This window comes from Rhizobium sp. BR 314 (assembly GCF_047445805.1).
GTDB lineage: Bacteria > Pseudomonadota > Alphaproteobacteria > Rhizobiales > Rhizobiaceae > Rhizobium > Rhizobium lusitanum_B.
This window is the reverse complement of record NZ_JARWLA010000009.1, coordinates 145343-160965: the sequence shown is the minus strand read 5'-3', so window position 1 is coordinate 160965 and position 15623 is coordinate 145343. Positions and strand designations below refer to the sequence as shown.

Genomic DNA, 15623 nt, shown 5'->3' with positions numbered 1-15623 from the left:
TCCTTCAACGATAGGGCTATTGTCCGTCGATCATCTCTCGGGCGAGCGGAGATTAGGACGATTTGCGAAGGTGTGCACCAGGAATGTGACAGGCTTATTGTGGTTGTGAGTTCATGAACGCGAACTTTTGATCAGCGTTTCAGAACCGGCTTTATGTCCTTGTGGAAAAAGCGAAAATAGGAAGCGACCTTTGCCGATGCATTGGACGAGCGGTCGAATTCGATGCCGATGCGGCCATTGTGGGTCCAGCGCACGAAGCCATCCAGCAAACCGATATCATCGCACTCGACACGAACCTTGCTGCCGGCTGCGGCATAGAGCGGCGATTGCAGATCGAGAGCGATCCCGTTTGTGGAAATATCGACGACCCGACCGGCGACAAGCTTGGTGAAGTAGCGAACCTGGCCCATCAACCGGGCATGGTGGCGCGGCGAACCTCGTGTCTTGATTTTGAGATTGCCTTGCACGAGAGATTTCGAAGAGAACTGCATGATGTTATCCCAGCCCGTACATCTTTTCACATCTTGAATAGCAGGTGTGCATTGAGAGATGCTTAGGGTAATCGCTAAGATTGTAGCGAGCCGTCCCGAATCGGACCGAACTTGGGTGCCCGAGCCTCGACCGGCGATAGGACTATTGAGAGGTGCGGAACATGCGTATCGTATCGTTGAATGCCTGGGGCGGCCGGCTACATGGGCCGCTGATGCGCTATCTTGTGGACGTCAATGCGGACGTTCTGTGCCTGCAGGAAGTGGTCCGAACGCAGGATGCGGATGCAGGATGGCTGGTCTATCGCGATCATGGCGTCGAACTTCCGCAGCGCGCCAACCTCTTCGAGGAGTTGAAAGCTGCTTTGCCGGCTTATGATGCCTTCTTCCACCCGGTTGCTAGGGGCGATCTCTTCGACGGCGACCGGCGGCTCTTCTCCGAGTTCGGGCTAGCGACCTTTGTGCGCAGGACGCACCCGGTCATTGCTCAGGCGGCGCGCTTCGTCCATGGGGATTTTTCGAGCGACGGCTATGGGCCGCACCCGCGCTCGCGCAACGCTCATTGCATCCGTCTGTTCGACTACCGATGCGGCTCTCGCATCACGATTGCTCATATGCATGGCCTGCGCGATCTTGAGGGCAAGGGTGACACGCCAGCACGCCGCCATCAGGCCAATGCATTGGTGGATTTGATCCGGCAGGTAAAACAGGATGGCGATCGGCTTGTCGTCTGCGGCGATTTCAATCTGCTACCGGGCAGTGAAACCTTCGAAATACTGGGCACGCTGGGATTGATCGATCTTATCACCTTGCGAGGACATGACGACACGCGAACCTCTCACTATCGCAAGCAGCCACGTTTTGCTGACTACATGCTGGTGACGCCGGATATCGAGGTCATCGACTTCGATCCGGTTGCCGAGCCCGAAGTTTCCGATCACCGCGCATTGCTGCTGGATATTCGCTAACGAAGGTCAGAGGCCGACATTCGGCCGCTCGATGACTTCGCGCAATGCGAAGCTCGAATTGATCTTCACGACATGGGGCAGGGCGGAGAGCCAGTCGCGATGGATGCGCTCGTAGTCCTCAAGGTCCCGCGCAGCGACGCGCAGGATATAGTCGTACTCGCCGGACATGAGGTAGCAGGCAAGCACGTTCGGACAGCGTTTCACCGCCGTCTCGAATTCCGAGAGCGTCTTGGCAAACTGGCCGGACAGCGAGATATGCACGATGGCAATCATCTTGTAGTCCAGCGCCTTCTGCGAGAGATGCGCGTGGTAGCCGGCAATCACGCTGCCCTTTTCGAGGATATCGAGCCTTCGCGAGCAGGCTGAGGGGGACAGGCCGACTTTTTCGGCCAGTTCCGTATTGGTGATCCTCGCATTCTGCTGCAGCATCCGCAGAATCGAATGATCTATGGCGTCGAGGTCGGACATTCGAAGAACTTTCGAAAAAACTCCTGTTTGCGCAATAAATCACGAAAAATGACTGCAGTGCAAATTGTCTTTGCAAGGACATTGCGGGGCTGTGGTGGTCTGATTTCGATCGGAGAAAATAAGACGCACAAGCATTCGAGGAGGAGTGAAATGCGCGTTGGTTGCCCCAAGGAAATCAAGAACCACGAATATCGAGTCGGCCTGACGCCGGCGTCGGTTCGTGAATATGTCGCCCACGGCCACGAGGTCTGGGTGGAAACGAAAGCCGGTGCCGGTATCGGAGCCGACGATCATGCCTATGCTGCCGCCGGCGCAAAGATCGCCGCGAGCGCCAAGGATATTTTCGAGAAGTGCGACATGATCGTGAAGGTCAAGGAGCCGCAGCCCTCGGAGTGGGCGCAGCTCCGTGAAGGCCAGCTTCTCTATACCTACCTGCACCTTGCACCTGATCCGGAACAGACCAAGGGCCTGCTGGCCTCGGGCGTGACCGCCGTCGCTTACGAAACGGTGACTGACGAGCGCGGCGGCCTGCCGCTTCTGGCGCCGATGTCCGAAGTTGCCGGCCGCCTGTCCATTCAGGCGGGTGCCACGGCTTTGCAGAAGGCCAATGGCGGCCTCGGCATCCTGCTCGGCGGCGTGCCGGGCGTGCTGCCGGCCAAGGTGACGATCATCGGCGGCGGCGTCGTCGGCCTGCATGCCGCCAAGATGGCAGCCGGCCTCGGCGCCGACGTCAGCATCCTCGACCGCTCCCTGCCGCGCCTGCGCCAGCTGGATGATATCTTCAACGGCCGGGTGCACACGCGCTACTCCAGCATTCAGGCGCTGGAAGAGGAAGTCTTCTCCGCGGATCTCGTCATCGGCGCTGTCCTCATTCCCGGTGCAGCCGCACCGAAGCTGGTCACGCGCGAAATGCTGTCAGGCATGAAGAAAGGCTCTGTCATCGTCGACGTCGCCATCGACCAGGGCGGCTGTTTCGAAACCTCGCACGCGACCACTCATTCCGAGCCGACCTATGTGGTCGATGGCGTCGTGCACTATTGTGTTGCCAACATGCCGGGCGCGGTGCCCGTCACCTCGGCACATGCGTTGAACAACGCCACCATCTATTACGGCCTCGCGCTGGCGGATCGTGGCCTCCGCGCCATTGCGGAAGACAAGCATCTCCGCAACGGCCTTAATGTTCATAAGGGCCGCGTCACCAACAAGCCGGTAGCCGAAGCGTTGGGCTACGAGGCCGTCGCGCCCGAAAGCATCCTCAACGTAGCCTGATACCAATCAGATAAAGGCGCCGGCATCCGCAAGTGCCGGCGTCTCGACTTTGTCGATCCGGCACTGATAGCAATTGTTGCGTGCCGAGCGGACGTGGACATAGGCAATGTCGGGCCGTCCCAGCAGCGCCGCCGCATAGGCGGGAATATCTCCGGTCGGCGTCACCGCGCCGGTGCCGTAGACGATGCGATCGTTGTTTCCGTAGCCGCGCACGATGAAATCCCGGCTGCTCGCCAACATCGGCGGCAGGACTTCTTCCGCTTCGTAACGCTTACAGGGCATCTTGTGCAGAAAGATCGGGCCGGTCTCCGCATAGGGCTGCAGTTCCGGGAAGGGACGATAGGCAAGGACGAACAGCTCCTCGCCGGCTTTGATGTTGTGCAGGCAATGCCGGCAGGGATGGCCCGGGCCGTCCGAGATCATGGTTTCGGGTTGACGGCCATAGGCATCCGCGCCGCCACTCCAGAGAACTTCCGCGTCGAATGTCGGCATGGCTGCAAAAGCGATGGAAGGCATGGCAAAACTCCTTTCGAGATCTGCCATGTGATGCGCTGGAGCGAGATGGGAAACCACCCGATTCCTGCTACCGGCCGGAAAGCCGCCGCGTTCAGGTGTTGGAAATGCACTAGCCGTTCTTCGCGAGTTCCAGCAGCTCTTTGTCGCTCAAGGGGCGGACGATGCCCTTGCCGGTGGAAATCGGCGAGAAACCGAACATCTGATAGAGCTGAAGCGCTCGCGGGTGATCGAGATCGTTGGTGGTCGTCACGATGCGCTGCGGGTTCAACGACCATATGGCATAGAGCGACTGGAGCAGGAACCACTTGCCGATGCCGAGGCCGAGCGCATGCTCGATAAGGCCGAAATGGCTGAGCTCGATCGTTTCCTCATCCTGGCGGAAATATTCGAAGAAGCCTGCGGGAGCGCCGTTGACGTAGAGCACACTGATATCGTTGCGCTGATCGTGAAGCACCGCAGCCAGCTCCTCGTCGGAGAGGCGAAGGCGATCCACCCAGTGCCAGCGCGCGCCGACCTGACGATACAGATAGCGATAGAACGGCAGGGGAATGCCGGGCGAACGCATGATGGCCGTCTGGATGTTGACGGGCACCGCCAGGCTGGTCTTGGGCGGTGCGGTCATCTCCAGACGAGTGATGTGAACCTTGATCGACGAAGGTGTTTTCACGATCTTGATGCTCAATCTTGACCGGTGACGATGGGGGTATCCGTGCGGCTGCCCCATTCCGACCAGGAGCCGTCATAGAGCCTGTTGCTGCCATGGCCGAGAGATTCGAGCGCCAGCGTGATAATTGCGGCGGTAATCCCCGAGCCGCATGTCGTTACGACAGGTTTTTCCAGATTGATGCCCGCTTTCTCGATCGTCTCGCGCAGTTCCGGCAGGGACTTGAATTTGCCGTTCGTGGCGAAGACGCCCGATGGCAGGCTCCTTGCACTCGGCATGTGGCCGGAACGCATGCCTTCGCGCGGCTCCGGTTCGGTTGCGGCAAAGCGGCCGGCGCTGCGGGCATCGGCGATCTGCGAGGAGCTGCTGTCGACAATGCTGCGCATCTCGTCGAGAGCGACGACGCGGTCGCCGTTGAACTTCGGCTTGAATATTGCTGGCTCGAAGGCCGGTAGCACCGTTTCCAGCGGCCGTCCCTCAGCCTTCCAGCCATCCAGGCCACCATCGAGCACGTAGACGTTCGGTGCGCCCATGACGATGTGGAACAGCCACCAGACGCGCGGCGAGGCAAACACGCCCGGGCCGTCATAGACGACGATGCGATCCGTTTCGCTGATGCCGAGCTTGCCGACCTCCGCCGCGAAGAATTCGGGCGAGGGAACCATATGCGCGAGATTAGTCGAGTGATCGGCTATCCTGTCCTGATCGAAGCGGATAGCGCCTGGAATATGGCCACTGGCATATTCTGCGTCGGCATTGCGCTTCTGCGCCGGCAGGTAGAAGGACGCGTCGAGAATGCGCAGGTCTTTGGCGCCCAGCTCGCCTTGCAGCCACTCGGCGGATACGACGAAACGGCTCTTGTCCGCTGCCATGATGATCTCTCCCTGCTGTAGTTTATTGGTCTTGATGTCGAGATATGGAGACGAGCGCCAGCCCGGTCAATTCTCGTCGGCCGGGGTGCCGAAACGAATGCGGAAGCGGCGGTTTTCCTTGCCCTTCTTCTCGATCTTCGCAATGTAGATCGCGCCGACCTCCTGCGTCTCCGACACATGCGTGCCGCCGCAGGGCTGGCTGTCGACGGCCGAATCCTCGCCGATGCAGACGAGGCTCACGCGACCGAGGCCCATCGGCGGGCGCACATTCTTGGATTTGACAATGCCCGGATTGGCAATCAGTTCCTCGTCGGTGATCCACTGGACGAAAACCGGATGGTTCTCGTTGACCAGCGCCATCATTCGCGCCGTCACCTCGTCTTTGTCGATCGTCTCGCTCATGTCGAAATCGACGCGGCTTTCCTCTTCGCCGACAGCAGCGCCAGTGATCGGATAGGAGCAAACCACCGAGAGCAGGTGGCAGGCGGTGTGCATACGCATCAGCTTGTAGCGGCGCGACCAATCGACATGCAGCACCAGCTTTTCGCCAACGATGGGCAATGGTTCGCCCTCGAGCGGCACATGGATGATGATATCCTTGATCGGACCATGCTTCGTCTGGCCGAGCATGATCCTGGAGCCGTCACCGCGCTCCAGAAAACCGGTGTCGCCCGGCTGACCGCCCGAGGTGGCGTAGAAACAGGTCTGATCGAGCTCGATGCCCCCGTCTTCGTGGATCGCGGTTACGACTGCTTCAGTGGTCGAGAGATAGAAATCGTCACGATAGAGGGCATTGACGGTCATTTGATCACGCTGTTGTTTCGTATGGGACGGCGATATCCGCCCGCTTTTCCAAATAGGCCGGCAACGGCAAGCCCTTGGACTTCAGGAAGTCGCGATTGAATAGCTTGGACTGATAGCGATTGCCGTAATCGCACAGGATGGTCACGATGGTATGTCCGGGACCGAGATCCCTGGCTAGGCGAACCGCGCCGGCGATATTGATGGCCGTCGAGCCGCCCAGGCACAGGCCCTCATGCTCGACCAGATCGAAGACGTAGGGAAGCGCTTCCGTATCGGTGATCTGATAGGCGTAATCGGGCGTAAAGCCCTGCAGGTTCGCTGTGATGCGGCCCTGGCCGATGCCTTCGGTGATCGAGGAGCCGGAGGATTTCAGCTCGCCGTTCTTATAGAACTCGTAGAGTGCGGCGCCTTCCGGATCGGCAATGCCGATTTTGATATCTTTGTTGAAGGCGTGCAGGCCAATCGCGACACCTGCCAGCGTGCCGCCGGAGCCGACCGAGCAGATAAAGCCGTCGACCTTGCCATTCGTATCGGCCCAGATTTCCTTGGCCGTCGTCTCGACATGGGCCTGACGATTGGCAACGTTGTCGAACTGGTTCGCCCAGATCGCACCGCTCGGCTCGGTCTTTGCCAGCTGTTCGGCAAGCCGGCCCGAAACCTTCACGTAGTTGTTCGGGTTCTTGTAGGGGACGGCCGGAACCTCGACCAGTTCGGCGCCGAGCAGCTTCAGTGCGTCCTTCTTTTCCTGGCTCTGGGTTTCCGGAATGACGATGACTGTGCGGTAGCCGAGCGCCTTGGCAACCAGCGTCAGGCCGATGCCGGTATTGCCGGCAGTACCTTCGACGATGACGCCGCCGGGCCTCAGTAGGCCCTTCTTCTCGGCATCGCGGATGATGTAGAGCGCTGCGCGGTCCTTGACCGATTGGCCCGGATTCAAAAACTCGGCCTTGCCGAGAATGGTCGAGCCCGTCGCCTCGGAGGCGCCCTTGAGCTTGATCAACGGCGTATTGCCAATTGCTTCGAGGACGGACGGATGGACGGTCATTGGAATCTGCCTTCTGTTCGCAACTACTGTAAGAACGGTCTTTTCCCTTCACAAGGCTGCATAGGCAAGAAATTCTGTTCCTCGCTATTTGTTCATGCCGCAAAATTCGACTTGGCGGCGATCATCGGCCTTTGCTTTTTCCTCGATTGGTCTGTCTCCGTTTGGTGACATTGTATTCCTCGCCAAGCCGCCAAACTGGCCGAAAGCGGCCACAATGATGCGCTAGTTCTAAAATGCCACGGACGACCGCTGTTTAAGCGTTTGATATAGGCGGCCGCCAGCCAAGGAGAAGAGCCATGAGCCCGTTCATCGCACGCCCTGAACACGGAGTCGTCTGGATCACCGGCGCCAGTTCCGGTATCGGCCGCGCGCTTGCACTGAAGCTGGCCGAAGAAGGCTATAAGGTTGCGGTTACAGCGCGCAGCCATGAGAAGCTCTTGGCGTTGCAGGTTGAGGCGAGCGCGCTTGCAGGCAGCATCGTTGTTCTCGACGGAGATGTCACCAATTCCGAGGATATGGAGCACACCGTTGCCGCTATCGAATATCAGCATGGCCCGGTTGCCCTGGTGATTCTGAACGCCGGCATCTATCTGCCGGCGCGGGGAGAGGATCTCAACCACGAAGCCTTCGAACGCAGCTTCGCCGTCAACCTTCATGGTGTCGTCAATTGTCTCGTTCCGGCAGTACGTCATATGCGGGCAAGAGGCTATGGCCAGATCGCATTCGTATCCTCCTTGGCGGGCTATAGCGGCCTGCCAGGTACGGCTGCCTACGGGGCCAGCAAAGCCGCCATCATCAATATGGCCGAGAGCCTGAAATTCGAACTCGACCGCATGGGTATCCATATCCAGCTCGTCACGCCAGGCTATGTCGACACGCCGCTGACGGCGCAGAACACATTCAAGATGCCGGATATGGTATCGGCGCAGCAGGCGGCCGACGCGATCGCCGCAGGATTGAAATCGTCAACCTTCGACATCAGCTTCCCGAAGCGCATGGTCTATCGGGCAAAGCTGATGAGGTTCTTGCCCTATAGTCTCTATTTCCGAGTGCTCAGATATTTTCTCGGTAGCGGCCGCAAGCGCCGGGCGGTCGGAACGCCGGCGACCCCGCATCCGGCGGAATAGGACTATTCATCACGCCTCAGCGACGCGTGCGCATCGAGCGCGCGTTGCCGTGCGGCGGCATGATCGATGATGGGGCGCGGATAGTGCGTGCCGAGTTCTATGCCCGCGCACTTCAATACATCGTCAGGCGCCTCGAATGGCCGATGGATGTATTTTCTGTCGAGAGCGGCAAGCTCCGGCACGAAGGTTCTGACATAGTGGCCATCCCGATCGAATTTCTCCCCTTGCAGTACCGGATTGAAGATGCGGAAGAAGGGCGAGGCATCGGCCCCGGATCCCGCCACCCATTGCCAGTTTGCTGCATTCGCCGCCGGATCGGCATCAACGAGCGTATCGCGAAACCAGGCTTCGCCTTCGCGCCAGTCGATCAACAGATCCTTGATCAGGAATGATGCGACGATCATCCGGACGCGATTGTGCATCCAGCCATGGCGCCAGAGCTGCCGCATGCCAGCATCGACGATCGGATAGCCCGTCTGCCCGCGCCGCCAGCTGTCGAACAGCTTAGGATCCTCACGCCATGGAAAATCGTCGTAGCGGTCGCTCCAGTTCGCGTAACCGAGTTTCGGGAACTGGAACAGCTGGTGGTAGCAGAATTCGCGCCAGGCAAGCTCCTTGCGGAAACGAACGATATTGTCGGTCGGGATCTTGCCCGAGAGACCGCGCGTTGCATGCCATACGCGCGCCGGGGAAATCTCGCCGAGCGCCAAGTGGGGCGAGAGCAGGGAAGTCGCCGGCTTGTCGGGAAAATCGCGATCGACCGCGTAGCCGTCGATTGCGGCATCGATGAACTCCTCGAGTTTTTCATGTGCCGCGGCTTCTCCCGGTGTCCACATATCGGGGAAGTCGTACGCCCAATTCGGTTTCGAGGGGAGCAAGGACCAGCAGTCCAGCTTGTCCGACCGCGGCCAGCGCTGAGGTGCTGCGAGCTTCCCAGGCGCATCGATGGGAAAGGGCGGTTCGCCGGATTGCTCCAGCGCCCGCCAGAACGGCGTGTAGGTCTTATAGGGCGTGCCGGAGCCGGTGCGCAGGCGTGACGGCTCATGCAACAGCTGGCCGGCAAAGCTGTTGGCCTCGATGCCCTTGTTTCGCAGCGCCGTCTTTATGTGCGTGTCCACCGCTATGCCGGCGGGATCGTAGCGCCGGTTCCAGACCACGGCTTCCGCATCGGTCTCCGCAAGAAGCGCTTCAAGCACCGTTAGCGCATCGCCCTCTCGAAGGATGAGCTTGCTGCCGAGCCTGTCGAGCGACTCCTGCAATGCAGCAAGCGAATGATGCAGCCACCACTCTTGCGCGGCACCGAGCGGTCCGCAGCCTTTCGCTTCCGGCTCGCGAATATAGACGGGAATGATCGGGCGGTCCGATATCGCCGCAGCATGCAGGGCATGATTGTCATCCAGGCGCAAATCCTTGCGAAACCAAAGCAGGATGGGGTGAGGCTCTTCCTTCGATGTCGTCATGGCTCTGGCCGTTCGCCTCTTCATTGCTTTTCAAAATGCTCTGCCGCTGCCGGAACCCTTATACGGCGGTTGCCTCCAAATGGTTCCACCACCCCGCGTTTTATAAGGAAATCCAACACGCAACTCTCGTGAGGAAATCTGAATGTCGAATGTGATATAAGGGATCCTTGTCACTGTTCTGTAATGCAAATTCGTTAGCAGTCCACCCGATTGACGTGCCCAGAATTGACAGACGGGGAAGATTGAAATGGCGGAAATTCGGATCGAACAAGTTCGCAAGGCGTATGGACGCAATCAGGTTGTCCATGGCGTTGACCTGAACTTTCGCTCGGGAGAATTCGTCGTCATTCTCGGACCGTCCGGCTGCGGCAAGTCCACGCTGCTGCGCATGATCGCCGGCCTTGAGGATATTTCCTCTGGCGAGATCATCATCGACGGCAAGGTGGTCAACCAGCTTGAGCCGCGCGAACGCGGCTGCGCCATGGTTTTCCAGAACTACGCGCTCTATCCGCACATGGATGTCGCCGCGAACATGGGCTATGCCCTGAAGGTTGCCGGCGTGCCGCGCGAGGAGCGTGACCGCCGCATCAAGGAAACCGCCAAGATCGTCGGCCTCGAAGATTTCCTCGCCCGCAAGCCCGCCGAGCTTTCCGGTGGCCAGCGTCAGCGCGTCGCCATGGGCCGCGCCATCATCCGCGAACCGAAGGTTTTCCTTTTCGACGAGCCGCTTTCCAACCTCGATGCCAAGCTGCGCGTGCAGATGCGCGTCGAAATCCGCCGCCTGCACAAGCGTCTGTCGGCCACCTCGGTCTTCGTGACCCATGATCAGGTCGAGGCCATGACGCTCGCCGACAAGCTCGTCGTCATGTACAAAGGCAATGTCGAGCAGGTCGGTACGCCGCTTGAAATCTACAACACGCCGCGCACCCGCTTCGTCGGCTCCTTCATCGGCTCTCCGGCGATGAACTTTCTCGAAGGCACCTTCTCAGCCACAGGCGAGCAATTCATCTTCGATGGCCTGCCGATCGGCATCGACGCCAATATCGGCAAACGTCACGCCGGCAACCCGGTCGCGCTTGGCATTCGTCCTGAACATGTACGTCTTGTGCCGGCAGGCACGCCGGGCGCCATTCCGGCCACGGTCGACTTCGTCGAAGAGCTCGGCGCCGGCCGCGTCATTCATTGCGATATCAACGGATCGAGCTTTGCCGTTGCCGTATCGGATCACACCACCGGCCAAACCGGCCAGTCCGTCGGACTTGAGCTGCCACAGCAGCACACGCATCTCTTTGCCCAGGATACCGGTTTGCGGCTTGACGCCATTGCCGCCGTCACGCCTCTCAAGGTGCTGGCACACTAAAGTTTCAAACATCAATTTTCAGTACGTGCGCCCGGAAATCCTCACCGATTTCCGGGCTTTTTTCGCAAGCGAATAGCGATGCCGCCAGAGGCCCAGCCTGGTCGTGTGCTGAGATTCGGCGTATCGCGCACACCGTCGCTGTCAGCTGCTCGCAACGATCGCCTGTTTCGAAATCAAATCTTGGTAGGGGGCGGGGCCGCCATCTCGGCGGAAGCTTGATGGGCGCGGTTTGGTTCCGCTCTCGCCGGGGAGAAGAATGGCTGATCAGCGATAGCCGATCCACGCTTGCAGGTGGGCCAAGGTAGGCGCCTGCCGCTCGCCCGATAGAAAGCGGCAGGCAATTCGATCACTTTTCAGTGGCGATCAGGCCGCGAACGAACCAGCGCTGCATCAGGACTACGACGAAGAGCGGCGGCAGCATGATGATCAGCGTGCCGGCCATGGCGATATGCCATTCGGGGAGGCCGCCAAAATTCGGTATGAGTGACTTGAGCTCGTGTACCGCTGTGACATGCGCGGGATCGGTGGTCACCAGCAGCGGCCAAAGATACTGGTTCCACGCCCACAGGAACATGATGGTGCCGAGCGCGGCCATGTTGGTGCGTGACAACGGTATCAGAATGTCGACGAAGAAGCGCAGTGCTCCCGCGCCATCCATGCGTGCTGCCTCGGTCAGCTCGTCCGGTATCGTCAAGAAGAACTGACGATAGAGGAAGGTACCGGTCGCGGTCGCGATCAGCGGCAAGATCAGGCCGATCGATGAGTTGAGCAACCCCAGATTCAGCGCGACCTCGATGCCTGTGAGTTTTTGGATGAGCCAGCTGATACCGGTGATGTCGAGGATCGCCTGATAGGGCGACAGAACGTTCGCAGCGACCGCATAGGTCGGCACGATACGCACTTCGAGCGGCAACATCAGCGTTATGAAGATCAGCCAGAAGATGAAGTGGCGGCCTGGATAGCGGAAATAGACCAGCGAGAAGGCGGTGATTGCCGAAATAAGCACCTTGCCTATTGCCACCCCGGTAGCGAAGATCAGGCTGTTCAGCAGCTTGGGTCCGAGATTGGCGGTCGTCCAGGCTGTCTTCATGTTGACCCAGAAATCCGACCCGGGGATCAACGACATCGGCACCTTGTTGACGTCGGCAAGATTGTGGGATGCAGCAATGGCGACGATGGTTATCGGTCCAATCGCCACCACGAAGCCGATGAGCAAAATCAGATGGGTAAAGAAATTAAGGATAGGTGTGCGCTCGACCATGTCAGCCTCAACGGTAATGAACGCGCTTCTCGATGAAGCGGAACTGGAAAACGGTGAGCACGATGATCAGCAGCATCAGAATGATGCTCTGTGCCGCCGCACCAGAAAAATCGAGGCCTTTGAAGCCATCCGAATAGATCTTGTAGACCATGAGATTGGTCGAGTTGTGCGGCCCGCCAGAGGTCATGATGTCCACAATACCGAATGAATCCTGAAAGCTCTCGGTGATGTTGATGACGAGCAGGAAGAAGATCGTCGGCGTAATCAACGGGAACTGGACGTCCCAGAAGCGGCGCAGCACGCTCGATCCGTCCATGGCCGCCGCTTCGATCAGTGAGCGCGGAATAGCCTGAAAGGCCGCTAGGAAGAAGATGAAGCTATAGCCGATATATTTCCAGGAAAAGGCGGCGATAATGCACGCCATGGCGGCATTGCCGTCCAGGCCCGGATCCCATATGCCGGGCCACCATTGATTGACCACGGCGATCAGGCCGGCTTCCGGTGCGAGGATAAAGCGGAAAGCCATAGCCGATGCTGGAGCTGCAATTCCGTACGGCCAGATGAGTACGACGCGGTAGATTTTCGAGCCGCGAAGCTGCCTGTCGGTCAGGGCTGCGAGTATCAGCGCACCGATCATGGAAATACTGGTACTGATCGCTGCGAAAATGATGCTGATCGTGACCGAATTCCAGTAGTCGGAACTGGCGAGGATCGATTTGAAATTGTCGAGCCCGACCCAGATGTTGCCACCGCCCCAAGGCTGCTGCAACGTCAGCGACCAGAAGACAGCCTGTCCGGCCGGCCAATAGAAAAAGGTGAAGATGAGGAGCAGTTGCGGCACTGCGAACAGAATGCCGACGCTCCATTTGCTGAAGGTTATGCGCTTTTCCATTGTCTCTTCCGGCTTGGGATCCCGATACCACGCTGGTTCTCATAACGAACGTCCGCCGAGAAACCCCGGCGGACGCTGTCTGTCATGAGCAGGGCTGCTTACGGCAGCTGCTTGCCCTTGTAGGTGGCTTCGAAACGCTCGAGAACGGCGTCGCTGTTCTTGACCAGGTTGTCGATGCCTTCCTGAACGCTGACCTTGTTGGCGAAGATGGCCTGCATCTGATTGCCGAATTCGGCGCGGATCTGCGTGAAGTTGCCGAGGCGGACGCCGCGGGTGATCGGGGTCGGCTCGGAAGCGGTCAGGCTGGCGATGGCGACTTCGCGGCCCTTATAGGGAGCCTTGTCGTAGAAACCGCTGGACTTCATGAAGTCGAAGCCGGACTTCTTGACCGGGATATAGCCGGTGTTGGTCGACCAGAAGAGGGCGGTTTCAGGCTTGCCGATGAAGTCGAGGAATGCTGCAGCACCCTTGTATTCGGCGGCAGACTTGCCCGAGAGAACCCAAAGCGATGCGCCGCCGACGAGCGAGTTCTTGCGCTCGGTACCAGCGTAGACCGGAAGTTCGGCAACATCCCAGTTCATGCCAGCCTTCTGGGTCTTGCCGACCGTGCCGTGGTCGCCAACCGAGGTCATGATCATCTGGCAATCACCGGAAGCGAAGGCCTGAACCATGTCCTGACCGAGGTCCTTGGACTTGATCTTGATGAGGCCCTGGTCATACCAGCTCTTGAGGTCCGTCACATACTTGACGAACTTGGTCTTGTTGACGGTCAGGCGTGCGTCGAGGCCGTCATAGCCGTTGTTCTTGGTGGCAACCGGCTGATCGTGGATGGCAGAGAACTGTTCCATCAGCTGCCAGCTTTCGTTGGCAGAGATGTTGATGGCCATCGGGCACTCGTAGCCAGCGCCCTTCAGCGCCTTCATGGCTTCGGCGGCTTCTTCCCAGGTCTTCGGAGCAGCAGTCTTGCCGATCTTGGCAAACGCGTCCTTGTTCCAATAGAGCAGGGCCGTCGAGGAGTTGAACGGGAAGGAGAGCAGTTCGCCCTTCGACGTTGCGTAGTAACGGGCGATGCCGGGGAAGTAGTCGTTCCAGTCGACCTTGTGGCCGTTTTCCGACATCAGCTTGCTGACTGGGTAGTAGGCGCCCGAGAGCATCATCGTTGCTGTGCCGACGTCGTAGACCTGAACGATGGTCGGCTGCTTGCCGGCGCGGAAGGCGGCAATCGTGTTCTGCAGAGCGGCGTCGTAGTTGCCCTGGCTGACGCAGGAAACTTCATAATCCTTCTGGGAATCGTTGAAGTTCTTGCAGAGCGTCTGAACGACGCGTTCGAGGTCGCCCGACAGGCCGAACCAGAAATCGAACTTGGCCGGAGCGGCAGCAGCAGGCAGAGCCAGCGCTACGCTCATGACACCGGCTGCTGCAGCCGAAATGCAGTTTTTAAGTTTAAACATAATCCCTATTTCCTTTTTGAAAGCTCGGAACCGGTGGTCTTGCGCAAGTCCGCGGTAGCGGCGTTATAGACAAGCTGTGTGACAGTTTGTTGAGGGCAAGAATCCCCGTTTTGGCGGGATTTTTCGCCAAATGGGCGCACTTTCGGACGGATCGTTCCTTGCAGGATTGTGCATATGACGCCTCGCCAATCACGGCGTGCAAGCCGTCCTTCTCCTCCACAGCTTGGCGGCGGGTGGGCGAGGCGAGGTCGTCTTGGTTGCTGAGGAGGCGAGCACCGTTGCAAGATGAAGCTCAGCGAATCCCGGAGGCGATGGAGGAATGAGAGCATGGGTCTGAGCGAGCGTCAGAAGATGGTTGGCGGGGAATGGTATTGCTGCTTCGATCCCGAACTCGATGATCTGCGTTGGCAGGCGCGGGAAGCCGTCCACGAGCACAATACGATGTCGCCTGCCCAGCGCGGCAATCTCGGTCCTGCTCTGGCCAAGCTCCTAGGCGATGTCGCCGAGACCGCATTTATCGAAGCGCCGTTCCATTGCGCATACGGGATCAACATCTCGCTCGGCCACCGGGTCTATCTCAATGCCGGCTGCACCATTCTCGATAGCGGAAGCGTGCGCATCGGTGAGGGCAGCATGCTGGGGCCTGGCGTGCATATATATTGTGCCGAGCATCATAAGGATCCGGCGCTGCGTGGAGCGGGTCTCGAAATCGCTCGCCCGGTCGCGATCGGCGCGAATGTATGGATCGGCGGCGGAGCGATCCTCATGGCGGGTGTAACGATCGGCGACGGAGCTATTATAGGGGCGGGAGCGGTCGTGACGAAGGACGTTGCGCCAGGTGCGACCGTTGTCGGCAATCCTGCGCGACCGATCGGCGCGAGATAGGCGCCCTCAAAGCATGTCGGGCAAACCGTGCGGCGGTCTTGCGACAACGGCATGTGCGACATCAAAGATCTATGGCAGGGGATACGAATCTCG

Annotated in this window: 16 protein-coding genes; 5 read left to right on the top strand and 11 right to left on the bottom strand. The window is 59.2% G+C overall.

Going from position 1 to position 15623, the window contains the following annotated elements; all coding sequences use genetic code 11:
• Window positions 1-131 precede the first annotated feature (131 nt).
• Window positions 132-491 carry a PilZ domain-containing protein gene (locus tag QD461_RS14855; protein WP_199088092.1) on the bottom strand — a complete coding sequence of 120 codons (360 nt, stop codon included), beginning with the start codon at window positions 489-491 and terminating at the stop codon, window positions 132-134.
• Between the two features lie 161 nt (window positions 492-652).
• Between QD461_RS14855 and QD461_RS14850 the strand changes: the two genes are divergently transcribed.
• Entirely contained in the window at window positions 653-1456 is an 804-nt protein-coding gene (locus QD461_RS14850; protein WP_414088423.1) for an endonuclease/exonuclease/phosphatase family protein, read from the top strand.
• A 6-nt stretch (window positions 1457-1462) separates the two neighbouring features.
• Here QD461_RS14850 and QD461_RS14845 read toward each other — a convergent pair whose 3' ends face one another.
• Complete coding sequence (locus QD461_RS14845) at window positions 1463-1924, bottom strand: Lrp/AsnC family transcriptional regulator (RefSeq protein ID WP_414088422.1); 462 nt, start codon at window positions 1922-1924, stop codon at window positions 1463-1465.
• Between the two features lie 150 nt (window positions 1925-2074).
• On the opposite strand from QD461_RS14845, the gene ald reads away from it, so the two are divergent.
• Window positions 2075-3193 carry an alanine dehydrogenase gene (gene ald / locus QD461_RS14840; RefSeq protein ID WP_414088421.1) on the top strand — a complete coding sequence of 373 codons (1119 nt, stop codon included), beginning with the start codon at window positions 2075-2077 and terminating at the stop codon, window positions 3191-3193.
• Between the two features lie 6 nt (window positions 3194-3199).
• Here the strand turns inward: ald and QD461_RS14835 are convergent, their stop codons facing one another.
• From QD461_RS14835 to QD461_RS14815, 5 genes are all read right to left on the bottom strand, one after another.
• Window positions 3200-3709, bottom strand: coding sequence for a DUF1203 domain-containing protein (locus QD461_RS14835; protein ID WP_414088420.1), 510 nt, complete (start codon window positions 3707-3709; stop codon window positions 3200-3202).
• A 109-nt stretch (window positions 3710-3818) separates the two neighbouring features.
• Window positions 3819-4379, bottom strand: a complete 561-nt coding sequence (locus tag QD461_RS14830) for a GNAT family N-acetyltransferase (RefSeq protein ID WP_184702247.1) — start codon at window positions 4377-4379, stop codon at window positions 3819-3821.
• A gap of 8 nt (window positions 4380-4387) precedes the next feature.
• On the bottom strand, window positions 4388-5245 hold the full coding sequence (sseA, locus tag QD461_RS14825) for a 3-mercaptopyruvate sulfurtransferase (protein ID WP_414088419.1): 858 nt from the start codon (window positions 5243-5245) through the stop codon (window positions 4388-4390).
• A 66-nt stretch (window positions 5246-5311) separates the two neighbouring features.
• A complete protein-coding gene (locus tag QD461_RS14820; RefSeq protein ID WP_414088418.1) occupies window positions 5312-6049 on the bottom strand; it encodes an alanyl-tRNA editing protein in 738 nt (245 codons plus the stop codon).
• Window positions 6050-6053: 4 nt separating this feature from the next.
• Window positions 6054-7094, bottom strand: coding sequence for a cysteine synthase A (locus tag QD461_RS14815; protein WP_414088417.1), 1041 nt, complete (start codon window positions 7092-7094; stop codon window positions 6054-6056).
• A gap of 296 nt (window positions 7095-7390) precedes the next feature.
• Between QD461_RS14815 and QD461_RS14810 the strand changes: the two genes are divergently transcribed.
• Entirely contained in the window at window positions 7391-8221 is an 831-nt protein-coding gene (locus QD461_RS14810) for an SDR family NAD(P)-dependent oxidoreductase (protein ID WP_414088416.1), read from the top strand.
• A 2-nt stretch (window positions 8222-8223) separates the two neighbouring features.
• Here QD461_RS14810 and QD461_RS14805 read toward each other — a convergent pair whose 3' ends face one another.
• Complete coding sequence (locus QD461_RS14805) at window positions 8224-9681, bottom strand: cryptochrome/photolyase family protein (RefSeq protein WP_414088415.1); 1458 nt, start codon at window positions 9679-9681, stop codon at window positions 8224-8226.
• A gap of 247 nt (window positions 9682-9928) precedes the next feature.
• Here QD461_RS14805 and QD461_RS14800 point away from each other — a divergent pair, with 247 nt between their 5' ends.
• Window positions 9929-11041, top strand: a complete 1113-nt coding sequence (locus QD461_RS14800) for a sn-glycerol-3-phosphate import ATP-binding protein UgpC (RefSeq protein WP_184702052.1) — start codon at window positions 9929-9931, stop codon at window positions 11039-11041.
• A 346-nt stretch (window positions 11042-11387) separates the two neighbouring features.
• Here QD461_RS14800 and QD461_RS14795 read toward each other — a convergent pair whose 3' ends face one another.
• From QD461_RS14795 to QD461_RS14785, 3 genes are all read right to left on the bottom strand, one after another.
• Complete coding sequence (locus tag QD461_RS14795) at window positions 11388-12302, bottom strand: ABC transporter permease subunit (protein WP_414088414.1); 915 nt, start codon at window positions 12300-12302, stop codon at window positions 11388-11390.
• 7 nt (window positions 12303-12309) lie between these two features.
• Window positions 12310-13194 carry a carbohydrate ABC transporter permease gene (locus QD461_RS14790; RefSeq protein WP_184702056.1) on the bottom strand — a complete coding sequence of 295 codons (885 nt, stop codon included), beginning with the start codon at window positions 13192-13194 and terminating at the stop codon, window positions 12310-12312.
• A 98-nt stretch (window positions 13195-13292) separates the two neighbouring features.
• A complete protein-coding gene (locus tag QD461_RS14785; RefSeq protein WP_414088413.1) occupies window positions 13293-14645 on the bottom strand; it encodes an extracellular solute-binding protein in 1353 nt (450 codons plus the stop codon).
• Window positions 14646-14972: 327 nt separating this feature from the next.
• On the opposite strand from QD461_RS14785, the gene QD461_RS14780 reads away from it, so the two are divergent.
• Window positions 14973-15530: a sugar O-acetyltransferase gene (locus tag QD461_RS14780; RefSeq protein WP_414088412.1), complete on the top strand. Its 558-nt coding sequence runs from the start codon at window positions 14973-14975 to the stop codon at window positions 15528-15530.
• Window positions 15531-15623: the final 93 nt, after the last annotated feature.